The following is a 17,599-nucleotide window of genomic DNA, read 5'->3' on the forward strand; positions in this document are numbered from 1 at the left end:
CTCATGGATTCAATCCAGCATGCCCGACAACAGCGGGACGAACGTGACCGGCGCCAGAACCTGTTGTTCGATTGCGGCATCGGCCCCGCGGGTGAGTTGCACCAACGATTGCGAGGAAGCCCCCCCGACTGGCGCGACCAGGCGCCCGCCGACCGCCAGTTGATCGACCAGTGCATCAACCAACGCCGGTGCAGCAGCGGTCACCACGATGGCGTCGTACGGACCATGCTCGGGCCAGCCGATGCGGCCGTCGTCGTGCTTGCTGCGCACATTCATGCCCAGGTGCCGGAAGCGCTTGCGCGCCTGCCGCAGCAGGTCGCCGATGCGCTCGACGGTGTAGACCTCCAACCCCAGCGCCGCCAGGATCGCACCCTGGTAGCCGGAGCCGGTGCCCACTTCGAGCACCTTGGTCGGGGTCACCTGCAGCACCGCCTCGGTCATGCGCGCCACCACCCACGGCTGGGAGATGGTCTGGCCATGGCCGATCGGCAGCGCGGTGTCTTCGTAGGCGCGCGAGGCCAGCGCTTCATCGATGAACAGATGCCGCGGCACGGTGCGCATCGCGTTGAGCGTGGCCTCGTCCTGGATGCCGGCCTCGCGCAAGCGCTCGACCAGGCGGTCGCGCACGCGTTGCGAGGTCATGCCGATCCCGACCGATTCCGGTTGCAGGCGCAGCCTGGGCGTCATGCCGGACAGTCCAGCGCTGCGGTCAGTCCACCCACCCAGCCGGCAACGGTGTCCAGTGCCTGGTAGCGGGTGAGATCGACATGGATTGGCGTGATCGAGATATGTCCGGTACGCACGGCGTGGAAATCGGTACCGGCGCCGGCATCCTGTTCGGGACCGGCTGGGCCGATCCAGTAAACAGTGCGGCCGCGCGGATCGCGCTGCGGTACGCAGGGCTCGGACCGGTGGCGGTTGCCGAGACGGGTGACTTCGAAACCGAGCACATCCGACCATGCCAGATCCGGCACGTTGACGTTGAGAATGGTGTCAGCAGGCAACGGGTCGGCCTTCAGGCGCGCCACGATTTCCACCGCAGCGCGCGCGGCGGTGGCGTAGTGATGCGCTTGGTGATTGTGCGTGACCAACGACACCGCTACTGCCGGCAAGCCGAGGAAGCGGCCTTCCATCGCGGCCGATACGGTTCCCGAATAGATCACGTCGTCGCCCAGATTGGCCGAGTTATTGATCCCGGAGACCACGATGTCAGGGTCGTAATCCAGCATGCCGGTCAGCGCCAGATGCACGCAGTCGGTCGGTGTGCCGGCCACCGCGCAGGTCTGCGCGTCGATGCGGCGAGTGCGGATCGGCACATCCAGCGTCAGCGAATTGCTGGCGCCGGAGCGGTCGCGGTCGGGCGCGACCACCATCACTTCATGACCGGCATGGCGCAGCGCCTCGGCCAATATCTGGATGCCGGGGGCGTCGACACCGTCGTCGTTGCTAACCAGTACGCGCATGGGACTCCTCGGAAAACCGAGCCATGATACCGGATGCGTCCCGCGCCTTCGCGCTTGATCTTCGCGTGCGTCTGCGCTTGGACCGGGTACGCTGTGCAGATGTCGCATCCTGAAGACGAAGACGACGGCGCGTTGTTCCGCGCAGCGATCGGCGCGGTCAAGCCGATTCGTGAAGTCGCCCCACCGGCCAACGCCAAGCCGCGCCCCAAGCCGCGCGCGCGCATGGCCGAGCGCGACGAGGCGCAAGCGCACACCGAATTTGCGCGTCTGTTGCGCGACAGCGCGCCGCTGGAAGCGGGCGATACCGCCAGCTATCGGCGCGAGAATCTTCCCACCCGCCTATTTCAACGGCTCAAGCGCGGGCAATTCTCGGTGCAGGACGAACTGGATCTGCACGGCGCCACCGCAGCGCAGGCCGAGTCGTTGTTGCGCCAGTTCCTGCTGGAAGCACACGCGCACGAGCATGGCTGCGTGCGCATCATCCACGGCAAGGGAATGCGATCGGACAACGGTGCGCCTGTGCTGAAGAACCTCATGGACCGACTGCTGCGTCAACGCAACGATGTGCTGGCGTTTCATTCGGCGCCGCCGACGCAGGGCGGTACCGGGGCGCTGCTGGTGTTGCTGGCGCGGCGCTAGGCCGATTGCGACGAGCGCATGACTCGCGGCGTTGAAGTGCAATTGCACGCGTTGATCCGTTGAGGGGAACGTAAGGCATGCGCGAATCGCATTGATGCGTGCGATGCTTCGTTGGCAACCGTGTGCAGCTGAGTCCCGGTCAGCGCCGCGACTATCGGCCTCATGGTGGCGGTCGTTGCGGCCAAGGGCGCGCCTACGCGAGCAGCATGACCGGATCGCGATCGACGATGCGCGATGCGACCGACCGACAGCCGCACCCAGTCACTCCTCAGACGGCACACCGGCGTTGAAGCGACCTGCATCGGTGACCTCTCCCAATTCCCACAGCACTGCGGTGGCATAGCAGCCAGGGGGTAGCGCGAAGGCAAGCTGCAGGGTCTGCGCCTCCAGCCATTGGTAGTCCAGCCCCTGTGGTCGCGAGCGCAGTGCGCGGCGCTCCTGCTTCAGTCCCGCAGCTTCCAGGCCCTGGCGCAGCGCCACGGATGGCGGGTCGGACAACGCGCCCTGCTCTACCGCTGCCGCCTGATCGGCCGAGCGCAACTGGCCAGCGCCCCACAAGGGCCCGCTGGGATGGATATCGAAACGCGCCAGTCGCTCTGCCAGGGCCTCGCTCCACGGTTCCGGGCCGAAGACGCTGCGCGAGCCGTCCAGCATCCACGCCTCGCCCTGCAATGCGCTATCCCAACTGCCCTGCGCCACGCGTGCGCCGAGCACCCGATTGAACAGCTCCGAGCGGGCTGCCGACAGCAACATCGAGCGCTGATCGTTGCGTAGCCGCCTTCTGGATGTGGGCGCCGGCAGCAACGTTCCATCGGCAGCTTGCACATGACCGAACATCGCCAGCGCAGCCGCCACATTTGCGCCATCGCGACCGAAGCGTTGTTCGCCGAACCAGTTGGGGATGCCACGCGCAGCAATCGCCTGCAACCGGTGCTCGATCGCCTCGCGCTCGCCCTGCACCTGGCGCAGCGTCAGCACGAAGCGGTTCCCGTGCAGCGCACCGCGTTGCAGCTTGCGGTTATGCCAGCTGCTGTGGACCACCTGCATCTGCGCATCATCCAACGCGGCGATATCCGGCGCGATGCGTTTGGGCAGATGCACGCTGAAGCGCTGGGTGGTCACTGCATGACGATCTTTCAGGCCCGCATAGCTCACTCCCATCTCGGCGATGCCAGCCCAGTGCGCAAGCTTCTTGGCGATATAGGCCGTGTTCTGGCCGCGCTTGCGCACGGTGAGCAGCAGGTGTTCGCCTTCGCCGGAGGGCTCGAAAGCCGGTAGCTCGTCGACCTGAAAGTCGTCCGGGGTGCTGCGCATCGCCGCGCTGAGCACGGCGGCACCATGCGCACGCGGCAGCAAAGAGGTCTCGCTCATGGTGTGGTTCGCCTTCGCGCCGGAGCTGGCGCGCTGTGCACCGAGTCGTTCGGCGCGGTGATTGCGTCTGGCAGCATCGGCGCCGACTCCGGCGCCAAGCGCTGCGCGTGTCGGGACAAATTATGCAGCGATCCTGCCCAGCAACACCGCGGCCTGTGCGGCGATGCCTTCGCCGCGGCCGGTGAAGCCCAATTGTTCGCTGGTGGTGGCCTTGACGCTGACCGCATCGAGTTCGATCGCCAACAGGCCGGCGATGCGCTTGCGCATGGCCACCGCATGCGGGCCAACCTTGGGGCGCTCGCAGATCACGGTGATGTCGGCATTGCCGACGCGCCAGCCGCGCTCGCGCAGCAAGCCATCGCAATGCTGCAGAAACTGCGCGCTATCGGCGTCTTTCCAGCGTGCATCGGAAGGCGGGAAATGCCGGCCGATATCGCCCAGCGCCAGCGCGCCCAGCATCGCATCGCACAGGGCGTGCAACACCACATCGCCATCGCTATGGGCGAGCACGCCATGGCTGTGCGCCACGCGCACGCCGCCAAGCATCACGTGGTCGCCGGGGCCGAATGCATGCACGTCGTAGCCTTGGCCGATTCGGAAATTAAAGGACATGGAGAACCTGTGATGATTGAGGTGGAAAATAATACGTCGCGAGCAGTCGTCAGTTAGGTGCGGGCAGCGCGCTTGGAGCCGCAACGCATGCGTTGTACATGCCGTACCGCGCACCGGCCTCGCGCCTTCCTGGCTGTGAACGCAGTCGCCTTATCCGCTCTCAGAGGCGTCGTTGCCGTTGCCGACGGTAGCGAGCTGCGCTGCAGCGTCGCGCGGGTTGACCTGCGCAGCGGCGACCTGCGCCTGCAGCGCGTCGGCATCGACGGCAATGCCGCGGCGTGCCAATTCGAATTCGAAGCGCGCCAGATCCGCAGGGGTCGTCACCTTGAAGTTGTCTTCGGCGCCTTCCACCAGCAACGGGCGCAGCCCCATCCGCTCCATCGCCATCGCTTCATCAGTGACCTCGACACCGGCCGCCGCCGCTTCGGTGAGTCCACGGATCAGTTGATGGCGACGAAACAACTGCGGCGTGAGTGCGCGCCACAGGCGTTCGCGCGGCTCGGTACCGTCGATACCGCCATCGTCGCCGGCCCGCTTGAGCGTGTCGCGCACCGGTGCAGCCAGGATTGCGCCGACCGGGTCACCGCGACCGATTTCCAGCAGGCGCTCCAGATCGGTCAGGGCCAGATTCGGCCGCGCGGCATCGTGCACCAGCACGAAATCGTCGGCACGCACGCTCTCGGGCAAGGCCAGCAGGCCAGCCAACACCGAGGCTGCGCGGGTCGCTCCCCCCAGGCAGGTCAGCACGGGCTTGGACTGCACTGCGGTCCAGCCGGGCCAATCGGCATCGCCCGGGGCGATTGCCACCATAATGCCGGCCAGCGCCGGATGCGCCGCCAGCGCCGCCAGCGTGTACGCCATCAATGGCTGACCGCCGGCCTGCAAATATTGTTTGGGAAGCGGCCCGCCAAAACGGGTGCCGCGCCCGGCGGCCGGCACGATTGCCCAAATGGAGCCGGTCATGGGTGATCCACCGGATCGATCGGCTCAGGCGCTTGATGTGCGGGGGGCGTCGCGTCAGGCGATGCAGGGGCCGGCAGCGGCGCATCCTCGACCACTCGGTAGAACGTCTCGCCCGGCTTGATCATGCCCAGCTCGCTGCGCGCGCGTTCCTCGATTGCCGCTTCGCCGTCCTTCAAATCCTTCACCTCTGCTGCCAACGCCTGGTTGCGTTGGCGCAGACCTTCGTTGTCCTGTGTCTGATGCGCAACCTGGGCTTCCAGCATCATGACTTCGCCGGAATTCCCAGGCCCGAACCAGAAGCGGTACTGCAGCCAAGCCAGCAGTACCGCCAGCACCAGCAGTAGCCAGCGCCAGTTGCGCACGGCTTATCGCTTGATCGAAACGAACGCGTCGCGGCCGGCGTAACGCGCGCCGGAGCCCAGCGCCTGCTCGATGCGCAGCAGCTGGTTGTACTTGGCGACGCGGTCGCTGCGGCACAGCGAGCCGGTCTTGATCTGCGTGGCGGTGGTGGCCACTGCGATGTCGGCGATGGTGGTGTCTTCGGTTTCGCCCGAACGGTGCGACACGATCGAGGCGTAGTTGGCCGCGTGCGCCATCGCAATGGCTTCCAGCGTTTCGGTCAGCGTACCGATCTGGTTGACCTTGATCAGGATCGCGTTGGCGGTACCCGAATCGATGCCCTGCTTGAAGATCTTCGGGTTGGTAACGAACAGGTCGTCGCCTACCAGCTGCACCTTCTTGCCGACGCGCTCGGTCAGCAGCTTCCAGCCGGCCCAGTCGTCTTCGGCCAGGCCGTCTTCGATGCTGATGATCGGGTACTGCGCCACCCAGTCGGCCAGGAAGTCGACGAACTGCTCGCTGGTCAGGCGCTTGTTCTCGCCGACCAGGTTGTACTTGCCGTTGTCGTAGAACTCGCTGGAGGCCACGTCCAGGCCCAGCATGATGTCTTCGCCGGCGGTGTAACCGGCCTTGCCGATCGCTTCGAGAATGGTGTCCAGCGCTTCGACGTTGCTGCGGAAGTCCGGCGCAAAGCCGCCTTCGTCGCCCACCGCCGTGCTCAGGCCATGGCCCTTGAGCACCGACTTGAGCGAATGGAAGATTTCGGTACCGGCGCGCAGCGCTTCGGAGAACGAGGCGCAGCCGACCGGCAGCACCATGAACTCCTGGAAGTCGACGTTGTTATCGGCATGCGCGCCGCCGTTGATGATGTTCATCATCGGCACCGGCAGGGCCACGTCGGATTCGGTGATGGTGGACAGGTACTGCCACAGCGGCTGCTTGCGCGAGGCGGCCACGGCATGCGCGACAGCCAGCGAGACCCCCAGCAGCGCGTTGGCGCCCAGGCGGCCCTTGTTCTCGGTGCCGTCAAGATCGATCAGGCGACGGTCCAGGCCCTGCTGGTCGGCCGCATCGAAGTTCTTCAGCGTCTCGGCGATGGTGCCGTTGACGTTGTCCACCGCGTGGCGCACGCCCTTGCCCAGGTAGCGGGTCTTGTCGCCATCACGCAGCTCCACCGCTTCCTTGGTACCGGTCGAGGCACCCGACGGCACGGCCGCGCGGCCGAACGAACCGTCGTCCAGCGTGACTTCGGCCTCCAGCGTGGGATTGCCGCGGGAGTCGAGGATTTCGCGGGCGAGGATCTTGGCGATAGTGGTCATAGGTCCGTTCGGTTACCAGTAAGGGGGGAAGTACACCGGAAACAAGCTGCCGGATTATCGCTGCACACCGGTCCATTGCCAAATCGCATGCAGCAGCCATACGCAGCGCGTCGCGGGCGGACCGCTAGGCCATCAAGCCCAACAGCGACAACCCAGACAGCAGCAGCAACAGCAAGATCAGCGCGGCGATCGCCGCACCAGGCTGGCGACCCAGCCGCAACGCGCCGAGCCGGTGGCCAGGCTTCCGACAGCGGCTATCGTGGCCATCGTCAGCGTGATGCGCATCGGCAGCCGCGTGGCTTGCATGGCATGGTCACCATCGCCCGGCATGCCGATGCTCGCGGCAAACAGAAAGACCACCCCCACCATGCACGCCCACGCCGCGATCGACGTGGCCAGTGCCCACCAGCCCCACGGCCCGTGGCGCCACCGCCGGCCCTGGCGGTGCGCCGCAGCGACCGCGCGCTGATCAGAACTCACGCAAAGCGCGCAAATCCGTGTTTCTTGGTGACGGCATCCAGCTCCATCAGGGTTTCGAGCAGTTCTTCCATGCGGTCCAGCGGCCACGCATTGGGACCATCGGACAGCGCCTTGGACGGATCCGGGTGGGTTTCGGCGAACAGCCCGGAAATCCCGACCGCCACCGCCGCGCGCGCCAGCACCGGCACGAACTCGCGCTGACCTCCGGAACTGCTGCCCTGCCCGCCCGGCAACTGCACCGAATGGGTGGCGTCGAACACCACCGGACACCCGGTGTCGCGCATGACGCTCAGCGAGCGCATGTCGCTGACCAGATTGTTGTAGCCGAAGGACGCGCCACGCTCGCAGACCATGATCTGCTCGTTGCCGGTGGACTTGGCCTTGTCCACCACCGGCTTCATGTCCCACGGCGCCAGGAACTGGCCCTTCTTGATATTGACCGGCTTGCCGGCGGCGCAGACGTTCTTGATGAAGTCGGTCTGGCGCACCAAAAATGCCGGGGTCTGCAGGACATCGACGACGGCCGCAACTTCGTTCATCGGCGTGTATTCGTGCACGTCGGTGAGCACCGGCACGCCGATCTGCTTTTTGACCGCATCCAGCACCTTCAAACCTTCTTCCAGGCCCGGGCCACGGAAACTGGTGCCGGAGGTGCGATTGGCCTTGTCGAAACTCGACTTGAAGATGAAGTTGACGCCGAGCTTGCCGGTGATCTCCTTGAGCTTGCCGGCCACGTCGAGCTGCAGCTGCATCGATTCGATCACGCAGGGGCCGGCAATCAGGAATAGCGGCTGATCCAGCCCAACGTCGAAGTCACACAGTTTCATCAGGTCACCAATTGATAAAGCCCCTCTCCCATCGGGAGAGGGGTTGGGGTGAGGGTAAGGCTGGCACGTAGTAGTTGACGCGTTTGGTGCGTGGGGCTTCGCCCGCACCCTCATCCGCCCCTTCTGGGCACCTTCTACCTTCTCCCAAGGGGAGAAGGCACAAATCACGCACGCGCTTCCTTGAGCAACTTGCCGCCAGCCTTTTTCTCGCGCGCTGCACGCACAAAGCCGATAAACAACGGATGCCCGTCGCGCGGGGTGGACAGGAATTCCGGATGTGCCTGGCAGGCCAGGAACCACGGGTGCGTGTCGCGCGGCAACTCCACCACTTCCACCAGGGTGTCGTCCATCGACTTGCCGGAAATGACCAGCCCGGCGTCTTCCAGCTGGGTGCGATAGCGGTTGTTGAACTCGTAACGGTGACGATGACGCTCGGCCACCACGTCCTTGCCGTAGACCTCGCGCGCCAGCGTGCCGGGCTTCAGGCGCTGCTCCTGCAAGCCCAGGCGCATGGTGCCGCCCAGGTCGGATTTTTCGTCGCGCTTTTCGACTTCACCGGTGGCAGTGCGCCATTCAGTGATCAGACCGATCACCGGGTGCGGCGACTGGCGATCGTTCTCGGTGCTGTTGGCTGCATCCAGCTCGGCGACGTGGCGCGCATAGTCCACCACTGCCGCCTGCATGCCGTAGCAGATGCCGAAGTATGGCACCTTGTGCTCGCGCGCGAACTTGGAGGTCTGCACCTTGCCCTCGAAACCGCGGTCGCCGAAACCACCCGGCACCAGGATGCCGTCGATATCCTGCAAGGCAGACATGTCGCTACCCTCAAGATCCTGCGCTTCCAGCCACTTCAGGTTGACCTTGGTGCGCTGACGCAGGCCGCCATGACGCAGCGCTTCGGCCACCGACTTGTAGGCGTCCTGGTGATCGACATACTTGCCGACCACGGCGATGTTGACCTCGTCCAGCGGATGCTTGACCGCATCCACCACGGCCGCCCACTCCGATAGATCGGCGGCAGCGACCTTGTCGCGCAGCTTGAACTGTTCGATGACCAGTTCGTCCAGTCCCTGGCGCAGCAACTCCAGCGGCATGCCATACAGCACGTCGATATCCGGGCAACTGATCACCGCGCGCTCGGAGACATTGGTGAACAGCGCAATCTTGCGGCGCTCCGAATCCGGCACCGCCTGCTCGGAGCGGCACAGCAGCACGTCCGGCTGGATGCCGATCGAGCGCAGTTCCTTGACCGAATGCTGTGTGGGCTTGGTCTTCAACTCACCGGCCGCCGCGATGTACGGCACCAGCGTGAGATGCATGAACATGGCCTTTTCAGCGCCGCGCTCGGTGCGCACCTGGCGAATCGCTTCCAGGAACGGCAGCGATTCGATGTCGCCAACGGTGCCGCCGATCTCGATCAGCGCGACATCGAACCCGGCCGTGGCCTCGTCGATGCAGCGACGGATTTCGTCGGTGATATGCGGAATCACCTGCACGGTGGCGCCCAGATAATCGCCGCGACGCTCCTTGCGGATGACGTTCTCGTAGATGCGGCCGGTGGTCACCGAATTCTTGCGCGACAGGCGCGTGCGCACATAACGCTCGTAGTGACCCAGATCCAGGTCGGTTTCAGCACCGTCGTCGGTGACGTAGACCTCGCCATGCTGGAACGGGCTCATCGTGCCCGGGTCTACGTTGATGTACGGATCCAGCTTCATCATCGTGACCTTCAGGCCACGCGCTTCAAGAATGGACGCAAGCGAAGCGGCGGCAATGCCCTTGCCTAGCGAGGACACTACGCCGCCGGTAACGAAAATCAGGGGGGTCATGGGGCTTGAAGCCTCCCGGAAAGCCATAGTTTAGCGGGTGACGGGCGAATGCCCAAGGGTTGCGTGACGACGAGGTCATCACCGGTTGAAACAGTGCAGGCCGCGCAGGGCCCGATCGACTGACAGACATGATGGGCGGCCGCCAGGCAATTGCGGACCCTTTGCAGGAACAGGCTCCATGCAGCAAACGGCATGCACGCGCTTTACATGCCAGTTCCAGGTACCGGCCAAGCCCAGCAGGTCGACTGCTGAGTCGTCTTAACTTAGGCTCCCTGAAAGCGAACGCCCCGACAATGCCGGGGCGTTCGTGACACCTGGTCGCTAGTCCGCGCGATCAGCGTGCAGGTTTTTCTTCTTCCTCTTCCTCGCGCTGAGCGCTATCGGCCTTGGGCTTCTGCGCGGCAGCGGCAGCGGCGGCGCGGCGTTCGGCCTTGCGCTCTGCTTCGGTCTTGGCCTTGGCGTCGTCGGCCTTCTGAGCGGCGGCGCCCTGTCCGGTCTGCTGTGGAGCCGCCTGGGCCATGGCGGGAAGCGCTGCGACTGCGGCCGCACCGAGGGTGAGCATCAGTATGTGCTTGAACTTCATGGCGTCCTCTTTGGCTTCGGTGACATCCTCAGGTGGGGACGTTTGATTTCGAAACCAACGCCAGGGTAGCCAATGCTGCCCGGCCCCCCACTGAACGCCGGTCGCGTGCAAAAAATCGGCTCAGCCCCCACACTTGCGCGTCGTTTCACGTGCCAACGAGATACATGAACACCCGTTATAACGCCGCCGATATTGAAGTGCTGTCGGGCCTGGACCCGGTCAAACGCCGTCCTGGCATGTATACCGACACCGCGCGCCCGAACCATCTGGCGCAGGAAGTGATCGACAACTCGGTCGACGAGGCGCTGGCCGGCCACGCCAAGCAGGTCGAAGTCACGTTGTATAGAGACGGTAGCTGCGAGGTGTCCGACGACGGCCGCGGCATGCCGGTGGACATCCACCCGGAAGAGAAGATTCCGGGAGTGGAACTGATCCTGACCCGGCTGCATGCCGGCGGCAAGTTCAGCAACCGCAACTACACCTTCTCCGGTGGCTTGCACGGCGTGGGCGTGAGCGTGGTCAACGCGCTGTCGACCAAGGTCGAGCTGTTCATCAAGCGCGAGGGCAGCGAGCACCGCATGGAGTTCCGCGATGGCAATGCTGCGTCCAAGCTGGAAGTGGTCGGCACCGTCGGCAAGAAAAATACCGGAACGCGGCTGCGTTTCTGGGCCGACCCCAAGTATTTCGATACGCCCAAATTCAATGTGCGTGCATTGCGACACCTGCTGCGCGCCAAGGCCGTGCTGTGCCCCGGGCTGACCGTCAAATTGCACGACGAGGCAACCGGCGAGCAGGACAGCTGGTACTTCGAAAACGGCCTGCGCGATTACCTGAAAGGTGAGATGGCCGAGCACGAACTGCTGCCGGCCGAGCTGTTCGTGGGCAGCCTGAAGAAAGACACCGAGATCGTGGACTGGGCCGCGGCCTGGATACCGGAAGGCGAGCTGGTGCAGGAAAGCTACGTCAACCTGATCCCGACTGCGCAGCACGGCACCCACGTCAATGGCCTGCGATCGGGCCTGACCGATGCGCTGCGCGAGTTCTGCGATTTCCGCAATCTGCTGCCGCGCGGCGTCAAGCTGGCGCCGGAAGATGTCTGGGACCGCGTCACCTTCGTGCTCAGCCTGAAGATGACCGACCCGCAGTTCTCCGGGCAGACCAAGGAGCGGTTGTCCTCGCGCCAGGCTGCCGGTTTCATCGAGGGCGCCGCACATGACGCTTTCAGCCTGTATCTCAACCAGAACGTGGAGATCGGCGAGAAGATCGCGCAGATCGCCATCGATCGCGCCAGCGCACGGTTGAAGACCGAAAAGCAGATCGTCCGCAAGAAGGTCACCCAGGGCCCCGCCCTGCCCGGCAAGCTGGCCGATTGCATCAGCCAGGACCTGTCGCGTACCGAACTGTTCCTGGTCGAAGGCGATTCTGCCGGCGGCTCGGCCAAGCAGGCGCGCGACAAGGATTTCCAGGCGATCCTGCCGCTGCGCGGCAAGATCCTCAACACCTGGGAAGTGGCTTCGGGCAGCGTGCTGGCCTCCGAGGAAGTGCATAACCTGGCGATCGCGATCGGTTGCGACCCGGGCAAGGACGACATCACCGGGCTGCGCTACGGCAAGGTGGTGATCCTGGCCGACGCCGACTCCGATGGCCTGCATATCGCCACGCTGTTGACGGCGCTGTTCCTGCAGCATTTCCCCGCATTGGTCGCTGCCGGCCACGTCTTCGTGGCGATGCCGCCCTTGTTCCGTGTCGATGTGGGCAAGCAGGTGTTCTACGCGCTGGACGAAGAAGAAAAGACCACGCTGCTGGACAAGATCGCGCGTGAGAAGATGAAGGGCCAGATCAGCGTGACCCGCTTCAAGGGCCTGGGCGAAATGAATCCGCAGCAGCTGCGCGAATCCACCATCCACCCGGACACGCGTCGGCTGGTGCAGCTGACCATCGACGACGGCGAGCAGACGCGTTCGTTGATGGACATGCTGCTGGCCAAAAAGCGCGCAAGCGACCGCAAGCAGTGGCTGGAAACCAAGGGCGATCTGGCCTCGCTGGAAGTTTGAGGATACCGGGAGTTTCAGAAGCCCCAAGAAGCGAAAGCCCCTTTCCCGTCGGCAAGGGGGTGGGGTGAGGATTGGAGTGAGGGTACGTGCACGCGCGGGCGATCGGTTGCTGGCTTCGGTAAGGGGCGTCAGCGCGGCCGGGGACTGGCTACGCGGCTCGGAAGACATCCTGGCTAACTTGCCGTCGCGGCACATCCTGAGTGCCACTCTCCGCCCCCCCGCTGCCGCCTCGGCACGTTGTTGCCGTGATTCCGAGGAGTCTTAACCGCGGTGATGAATACGTTGCCTGACGCCCTTCTCCTGCGGGAGAGGGGATGGGGCGAGGCTACGGGCGAAGCCAGGCAGCAGTTAGGTGCAGCAGGCTTCGCCCGCACCTCATCCACCCTTTGGGGACCTGCTCCCCCATAGCTGCGGTGCACGCGACATCCATGCCTTCCTGCACATCCACCGGACTCTGCAGCGGCCTAGCATCGGCACCTCCCTGCTCCGATGTCGATGCCCATGCCCTTCTTTCTCCGTGCCGGCCTGCTGGCCTGCGTACTGCTCAGCGGGACGGCGCTGGCCGAAGCGCCAGACAAAACCGATAAAAGCGATGCCAAACCCGATGCAGCTGCCGCCAAACAGGCGCCATTGCCGGCCGACGCCCGCGTGCGTCAGAGCACGCGGGTGGCCGGCCGTAGCCTGAGCTACACCGCCACGGTCGGCACGCTGCCGGTACGCGATACGCAGGGCAAGACCACAGGCGAAGTGGTGTTCACCGCCTACACCGTCGATGGCAAGGACCGCCCGGTGACCTTCGCGTTTAATGGTGGGCCGGGCGCCGCATCGGTGTATCTCAACATGGGCGCGATCGGACCGAAGATCGTCGGTTTCGGTGCCGAAGGCGACAGTGCGTCGGCACCGGCCACACTGCGCAACAACCCGGGCACGTGGCTGGACTTCACCGACCTGGTCTTCATCGACCCGGTCGGTACCGGCTTCAGCCGCGCGTTGATCGGCGACGACGATGCCAAGAAGCAGTTCTACAACCCGCAAGCAGATGTGGAATATCTCTCGCGGGTGATCTACGACTGGCTACTCAAGAACCGTCGCCTGCAGGCGCGCAAGTACCTGATCGGCGAAAGCTACGGCGGCTTCCGCGGCCCGCGCATCACCCACTACCTGCAGACGCAGCTGGGTGTGGCGATGAACGGCGTGGTGCTGGTGTCGCCGTATCTCAACCCGACCCTGGACGACAACGGCGATGTGTCGCCCCTGGCATGGATGCTGACGCTTCCCTCGATCGCTGCTGCGCACCTGGAGCGCCAGGGCCAGCTCAGCGACAGCGCGATGCGCCAGGTGATCGACTACACCCGCGGCGATTACGCGGTGGCGCTGATGAAGGGACGCACCGACCCGCAGGCGCATGAGGCGATGCTGCAGCAGGTCACCCGCATGACCGGACTGGACCCAGCGTACGTGCGGCGCTCCGGCGGTCGCCTGGAAACCCAGGCGTATCTGCGCGAAGTCTTTCGCGACAAGGGGGAGTTGGGCAGCCGTTACGACTCCAACGTGACCGCCTTCGACCCGTTTCCCAACGATGCCGAACAACGCGCCAACGACCCGTTGCTGGACAGCATTATTGCGCCCACTACTACCGCGATGGTGGACTTCGTGACCCGCGTGGTCGGCTGGAAGATCGATGCGCAGTATCGCGCGCTCAACTACGACGTGAACAAGCTCTGGGACTGGAACGACGAACTCCGCAAGGGCGCAGTGACCCAGCTGCGTCAGTCGGTGGCGATCGATCCGAAGCTGCGCGTGTTGATCGCGCACGGCTGGAACGACCTCTCCTGCCCGTTCATGGGTTCGGTCCTGACGGTAGACCAGATGCCGGCCATGGGCAGCGACAGCAAACGCGTGCAGGTGCGCGAATATCCGGGCGGCCACATGTTCTACAACCGCGCCGACAGCCAGGCCGCGTTCCGCAGCGACGTCAAGGCGATGTACGAAACGCGCTGAGCGCAGCCAGCGCCGGCCGCACACGCGGCCGGCGACCAGGCCATCGGGCAGCACCATCATTTCCGAGTGCCGCGCATCTGCGTTGCCATCGTCAACCTGGAACTGGCAAGCACCGTCGCAAGCACATCAGCCAAGCAGATCTAGCAGCGCACCAGCTGTTACAAATCCCAAATCCCGATTACAACGCACCAGGCTCGCTAGCCTTCACATTCCACCCCAACCACTGGTAGACCTGATAGCGCGCAATGCCCAGGTATTCGTGCAGGGCGACATCGGCCAGGGTGAAGTTGTAGCTCTGCGGCAGGATCGACCACGTGGCAGTCAGCCAATCGGCACGCACCGGTGTGGCATCGATGCCGAAATGGCGGAAATACAATTCGGCGCGACGCAGGTGCGTGGCCGAGGACACCAGCGCAATGCGATCGGGCCGGTAGGCGCGCAGCAAGGGCTGGCTGAACTGCGCGTTCTGCCAGGTGTTCATGCTCGACGGCTCCATGATCAGATCTGCCCGCGGAATGCCCAGGCCCAGCAAGACACGCTGGTAAACCACCGCTTCGGACAGGCCCAGGCCGCGTGCATCGCCGCCGCTGATCTCGATCTTGCAATCGCCCCCGCTGTGCCGGCATTGCCCGTACAGCCGCGCCGATTCGACGATGCGACCGTAGGCGAACAGATTGGCTTCGGCCGCCGCGTCGCGACCTTCCGGGCGCACGGTGCCGGCACCCAGCAGCACGATGACGTTGCGCGCGCCCCACGCGTTGAAATCGTTGACCCCGGTGCGTTGCAGGTGTTGCAACATCCAGGAGGGCAACGGACCGCACCCCACCGCGAACACCAGCAGCAAGCTGGCCAGGCCCAGCACGCGGGAAAACCGCCGCAATCCGCGGCGGTCGATCAACCAGGCAAACCCGAACAACACGCACACCAGGGCAAGCATCATCGGGAAAGGGTCTCACTCATGGCATGCGGGCAACCTGCCAGGAACAGGTCGATACGGCAACGGCAGTGCAGTCTGCCGACGGTGCGTGACCGCAGCGCGGCACCGCTCAGGTCCAGCCGAACAGCTCGAACAGCGTCAGGATCAGATACGCCACGCCGCCAGCAGCCGGGATGGTGAGAATCCAGGCCCAGACGATGCGCTCGATCACGCCCAGCCGCAGCGAACGCGGGTTCTTGGCAAAACCCACGCCCATGATGGCGGTGGAAATGCTGTGCGTGGTGGACACCGGCATGCCGAAATGCGCCGCCACGGTGAGCACCGTCGCCGAGCTGGTTTCTGCGGCAAAGCCGTGGATGGGGTGCAGCTTGACCATCTTGTGGCCGAGCGTCTTGATGATCTTCCAGCCGCCCGACGCCGTACCGGCGGCCATCACCACCGCGCAGGTCAGCACGATCCACATCGGGATACTGGCACCGGCCGCAAGGCCGGTACCCGGATGCAGGAACGACAACCAGCTCGGCAGGTCGTCCAGCGCACCGGCCGACTGCGCGCCGATCAGGGTCATGGCGATGATGCCCATGGTCTTCTGCGCGTCGTTGTGCCCGTGTGCGTAGCCCATGTACGCGGCCGAGGCGATCTGCGCCTTGCCGAAGAACGCGTTGACCCAGCGCGGCCGCGCCAGCCGCCCGATCGGGCCGCCGAGCTTGGACATGCCGGCGATGATCGCCCACAGCAGCACCATCACCACGATGCCGAGCACGAAACCAGCGATCGGCGAGGTGATCATCGGGACGAACACCTTCCACAACAGGCCCTTGTTCTTGGCCCAGTTGCCGATGTTCTCCGACCAGATCAGCGCGTCCCAGTTGTTGTGCGCCGCGGCCAGGCCAGCACCGCACAGCCCACCGATCAACGCATGCGAGGACGACGACGGCAGGCCCTTCCACCAGGTAATCAGGTTCCAGATGATGCCGCCCAGCAACGCGCACAGGATCACCCGCGGGGTGACCTCGACCACGTTGGTATTGAGCAGGCCCGAGGCGATCGTCAGCGCCACGGCGGTGCCGTTCAGCGCGCCGATCAGGTTCATGCCGGCGGCCAGCATCACCGCCCAACTAGGCGAGAGCACCTTGGTGGCAACCACGGTGGCGATGGAGTTGGCGGTGTCGTGGAAGCCGTTGATGAACTCGAACACCAACGCGGCCAGGATCACCACCAGAACTAAGGTAAGCACGCGGCGACCTCAGCTGTTCTTCAGCACGATCTGGTAGACCACCACACCGGCCTCGCGGCAGCGGTCGATGGCCTTTTCCAGAATCTCGAAGAACTCCTTGAGCAGGAACATCTGCAACGTGTCCAGGCGGCCGGAATAGATGTCGCGATACAGCTCCAGCATCAGCCGGTCGGCTTCGTTTTCGAGCATGCGCAGCTTGTCGTTGAGCGCGGTCATGCGGTCGATGTTCATGTGCGGCAGGTCGGCCACCATCTCCACCACCACCGCGGCGGCCTGCTCCAGCATCGCGGCGCGCGGGGCGAAGTCGATGTGTTCCAGGTGTTTGGTCGCCAGCGAGTAGCGGTCGGCGAATTTCTCGACCTGCTTGGGAATCTTGTACAGCGCCGAGCCCAACGCCTCGATGTCCTCGCGTTCGATCGGGGTCATGAAGCTGTCCACCAGCGCCTGGCCGATCTTGTCGGAGACGGCGCGTTCGCGCAGGCGGGCCAGCTTGAAGGCGTCCAGCGCGGGCTGGCGGTCGGACTCGCGCATCATGGCGTGCAACGCCCTGGTGCTGTCGTAGGCGGCCTGCGCCGCTTCGTTCAGAAGCGCATAGAACTGCTTGCCGGAACCGAAAATGGTCTGCAACGAGAACATGGGTGGACAACTTCCTGCCGTCGAGAGAGAAACGGCGCCAGGCGCGAATTATGACCGTTCCATGACCTCTTCTGGGTATCTCGCGCCGGGAGCGGACTTCACATCGACATTTCCCGGCTCGAACCACCCTGTGGTTTGCTAACATGCCTCCGCGCCTTCGGGCGCACCCTATGGAAGACGACCCTATCCCCCCGTGTTGCCGCCCGGCCTGTGCGCCCGAAGGCGCGGAGGCATGTTAGCAAACCACAGGGTGGTTCGAGCCGGGAAATGTCGATGTGAAGTCCGCTCCCGGCGCGAGATACCCAGAAG

The 17,599-nt window shown here is 64.7% G+C and carries 16 protein-coding genes, 1 other RNA gene and 1 pseudogene; 3 read left to right on the forward strand and 15 right to left on the reverse strand.

Going from position 1 to position 17,599, the window contains the following annotated elements:
• Positions 1-9: 9 nt before the first annotated feature.
• Positions 10-687: a protein-L-isoaspartate(D-aspartate) O-methyltransferase gene (locus XAXN_RS10585; RefSeq protein WP_054319521.1), complete on the reverse strand. Its 678-nt coding sequence runs from the start codon at positions 685-687 to the stop codon at positions 10-12.
• Positions 684-1,463, reverse strand: a complete 780-nt coding sequence (gene surE / locus XAXN_RS10590; protein WP_054319522.1) for a 5'/3'-nucleotidase SurE — start codon at positions 1,461-1,463, stop codon at positions 684-686. Before surE ends, XAXN_RS10585 begins: the two co-directional genes overlap by 4 nt.
• Positions 1,464-1,562: 99 nt before the next feature.
• On the opposite strand from surE, the gene XAXN_RS10595 reads away from it, so the two are divergent.
• Complete coding sequence (locus XAXN_RS10595) at positions 1,563-2,102, forward strand: Smr/MutS family protein (protein WP_054319536.1); 540 nt, start codon at positions 1,563-1,565, stop codon at positions 2,100-2,102.
• Between the two features lie 261 nt (positions 2,103-2,363).
• On the opposite strand, the gene truD is transcribed toward XAXN_RS10595, so the two are convergent.
• The 10 genes and pseudogenes from truD to XAXN_RS10640 form a co-directional block, all read right to left on the reverse strand.
• A complete protein-coding gene (gene truD, locus XAXN_RS10600) occupies positions 2,364-3,473 on the reverse strand; it encodes a tRNA pseudouridine(13) synthase TruD (RefSeq protein ID WP_054319523.1) in 1,110 nt (369 codons plus the stop codon).
• Between the two features lie 120 nt (positions 3,474-3,593).
• Positions 3,594-4,085, reverse strand: a complete 492-nt coding sequence (gene ispF / locus XAXN_RS10605; protein ID WP_054319524.1) for a 2-C-methyl-D-erythritol 2,4-cyclodiphosphate synthase — start codon at positions 4,083-4,085, stop codon at positions 3,594-3,596.
• A gap of 23 nt (positions 4,086-4,108) precedes the next feature.
• Positions 4,109-4,185: non-coding RNA, sX9 sRNA (locus XAXN_RS21205), on the reverse strand.
• A 50-nt stretch (positions 4,186-4,235) separates the two neighbouring features.
• Positions 4,236-5,048, reverse strand: a complete 813-nt coding sequence (gene ispD / locus XAXN_RS10610) for a 2-C-methyl-D-erythritol 4-phosphate cytidylyltransferase (protein WP_054319525.1) — start codon at positions 5,046-5,048, stop codon at positions 4,236-4,238.
• A complete protein-coding gene (gene ftsB, locus XAXN_RS10615) occupies positions 5,045-5,410 on the reverse strand; it encodes a cell division protein FtsB (protein ID WP_042822092.1) in 366 nt (121 codons plus the stop codon). The genes ispD and ftsB overlap by 4 nt, the downstream gene beginning before the upstream one ends.
• Positions 5,411-5,413: 3 nt before the next feature.
• Positions 5,414-6,706: a phosphopyruvate hydratase gene (gene eno, locus XAXN_RS10620; RefSeq protein ID WP_054319526.1), complete on the reverse strand. Its 1,293-nt coding sequence runs from the start codon at positions 6,704-6,706 to the stop codon at positions 5,414-5,416.
• 124 nt (positions 6,707-6,830) lie between these two features.
• Positions 6,831-7,075, reverse strand: a pseudogene (locus XAXN_RS10625) (hypothetical protein).
• A 107-nt stretch (positions 7,076-7,182) separates the two neighbouring features.
• A complete protein-coding gene (kdsA, locus tag XAXN_RS10630; RefSeq protein ID WP_054319527.1) occupies positions 7,183-8,013 on the reverse strand; it encodes a 3-deoxy-8-phosphooctulonate synthase in 831 nt (276 codons plus the stop codon).
• A 164-nt stretch (positions 8,014-8,177) separates the two neighbouring features.
• Positions 8,178-9,842 (reverse strand): CTP synthase, encoded by a 1,665-nt coding sequence (pyrG, locus tag XAXN_RS10635; RefSeq protein ID WP_054319528.1) that lies wholly within the window; start codon positions 9,840-9,842, stop codon positions 8,178-8,180.
• A 334-nt stretch (positions 9,843-10,176) separates the two neighbouring features.
• On the reverse strand, positions 10,177-10,425 hold the full coding sequence (locus tag XAXN_RS10640) for a hypothetical protein (protein WP_054319529.1): 249 nt from the start codon (positions 10,423-10,425) through the stop codon (positions 10,177-10,179).
• A gap of 164 nt (positions 10,426-10,589) precedes the next feature.
• Here XAXN_RS10640 and parE point away from each other — a divergent pair, with 164 nt between their 5' ends.
• The gene (gene parE / locus XAXN_RS10645; RefSeq protein WP_054319530.1) at positions 10,590-12,479 is read left to right on the forward strand and encodes a DNA topoisomerase IV subunit B; all 1,890 of its coding nucleotides are present in this window, start codon (positions 10,590-10,592) and stop codon (positions 12,477-12,479) included.
• A 501-nt stretch (positions 12,480-12,980) separates the two neighbouring features.
• On the forward strand, positions 12,981-14,480 hold the full coding sequence (locus tag XAXN_RS10650) for a S10 family peptidase (protein ID WP_054319531.1): 1,500 nt from the start codon (positions 12,981-12,983) through the stop codon (positions 14,478-14,480).
• A 178-nt stretch (positions 14,481-14,658) separates the two neighbouring features.
• On the opposite strand, the gene XAXN_RS10655 is transcribed toward XAXN_RS10650, so the two are convergent.
• From XAXN_RS10655 to XAXN_RS10665, 3 genes are all read right to left on the reverse strand, one after another.
• The gene (locus tag XAXN_RS10655) at positions 14,659-15,420 is read right to left on the reverse strand and encodes a YdcF family protein (RefSeq protein WP_054319532.1); all 762 of its coding nucleotides are present in this window, start codon (positions 15,418-15,420) and stop codon (positions 14,659-14,661) included.
• Positions 15,421-15,526: 106 nt separating this feature from the next.
• The gene (locus tag XAXN_RS10660; RefSeq protein WP_054319533.1) at positions 15,527-16,654 is read right to left on the reverse strand and encodes an inorganic phosphate transporter; all 1,128 of its coding nucleotides are present in this window, start codon (positions 16,652-16,654) and stop codon (positions 15,527-15,529) included.
• A 9-nt stretch (positions 16,655-16,663) separates the two neighbouring features.
• Positions 16,664-17,290 carry a DUF47 domain-containing protein gene (locus XAXN_RS10665; protein WP_054319534.1) on the reverse strand — a complete coding sequence of 209 codons (627 nt, stop codon included), beginning with the start codon at positions 17,288-17,290 and terminating at the stop codon, positions 16,664-16,666.
• Between the last annotated feature and the right edge of the window lie 309 nt (positions 17,291-17,599).

The sequence above is a fragment of the Xanthomonas axonopodis genome (assembly GCF_001304695.1).
Taxonomy (GTDB): domain Bacteria; phylum Pseudomonadota; class Gammaproteobacteria; order Xanthomonadales; family Xanthomonadaceae; genus Xanthomonas; species Xanthomonas axonopodis.

Excerpts from the sequence above, each read along its gene's own strand:
- XAXN_RS10650 (WP_054319531.1), top strand. The coding sequence starts at position 12,981 with ATGCCCTTCTTTCTCCGTGCCGGCCTGCTGGCCTGCGTACTGCTCAGC.
- ispD (WP_054319525.1), bottom strand. The coding sequence starts at position 5,048 with ATGACCGGCTCCATTTGGGCAATCGTGCCGGCCGCCGGGCGCGGCACC.
- ispF (WP_054319524.1), bottom strand. The coding sequence starts at position 4,085 with ATGTCCTTTAATTTCCGAATCGGCCAAGGCTACGACGTGCATGCATTC.
- kdsA (WP_054319527.1), bottom strand. The coding sequence starts at position 8,013 with ATGAAACTGTGTGACTTCGACGTTGGGCTGGATCAGCCGCTATTCCTG.
- XAXN_RS10665 (WP_054319534.1), bottom strand. The coding sequence starts at position 17,290 with ATGTTCTCGTTGCAGACCATTTTCGGTTCCGGCAAGCAGTTCTATGCG.
- pyrG (WP_054319528.1), bottom strand. The coding sequence starts at position 9,842 with ATGACCCCCCTGATTTTCGTTACCGGCGGCGTAGTGTCCTCGCTAGGC.
- XAXN_RS10595 (WP_054319536.1), top strand. The coding sequence starts at position 1,563 with ATGTCGCATCCTGAAGACGAAGACGACGGCGCGTTGTTCCGCGCAGCG.
- eno (WP_054319526.1), bottom strand. The coding sequence starts at position 6,706 with ATGACCACTATCGCCAAGATCCTCGCCCGCGAAATCCTCGACTCCCGC.
- XAXN_RS10585 (WP_054319521.1), bottom strand. The coding sequence starts at position 687 with ATGACGCCCAGGCTGCGCCTGCAACCGGAATCGGTCGGGATCGGCATG.
- parE (WP_054319530.1), top strand. The coding sequence starts at position 10,590 with ATGAACACCCGTTATAACGCCGCCGATATTGAAGTGCTGTCGGGCCTG.
- surE (WP_054319522.1), bottom strand. The coding sequence starts at position 1,463 with ATGCGCGTACTGGTTAGCAACGACGACGGTGTCGACGCCCCCGGCATC.
- truD (WP_054319523.1), bottom strand. The coding sequence starts at position 3,473 with ATGAGCGAGACCTCTTTGCTGCCGCGTGCGCATGGTGCCGCCGTGCTC.
- XAXN_RS10640 (WP_054319529.1), bottom strand. The coding sequence starts at position 10,425 with ATGAAGTTCAAGCACATACTGATGCTCACCCTCGGTGCGGCCGCAGTC.
- XAXN_RS10655 (WP_054319532.1), bottom strand. The coding sequence starts at position 15,420 with ATGATGCTTGCCCTGGTGTGCGTGTTGTTCGGGTTTGCCTGGTTGATC.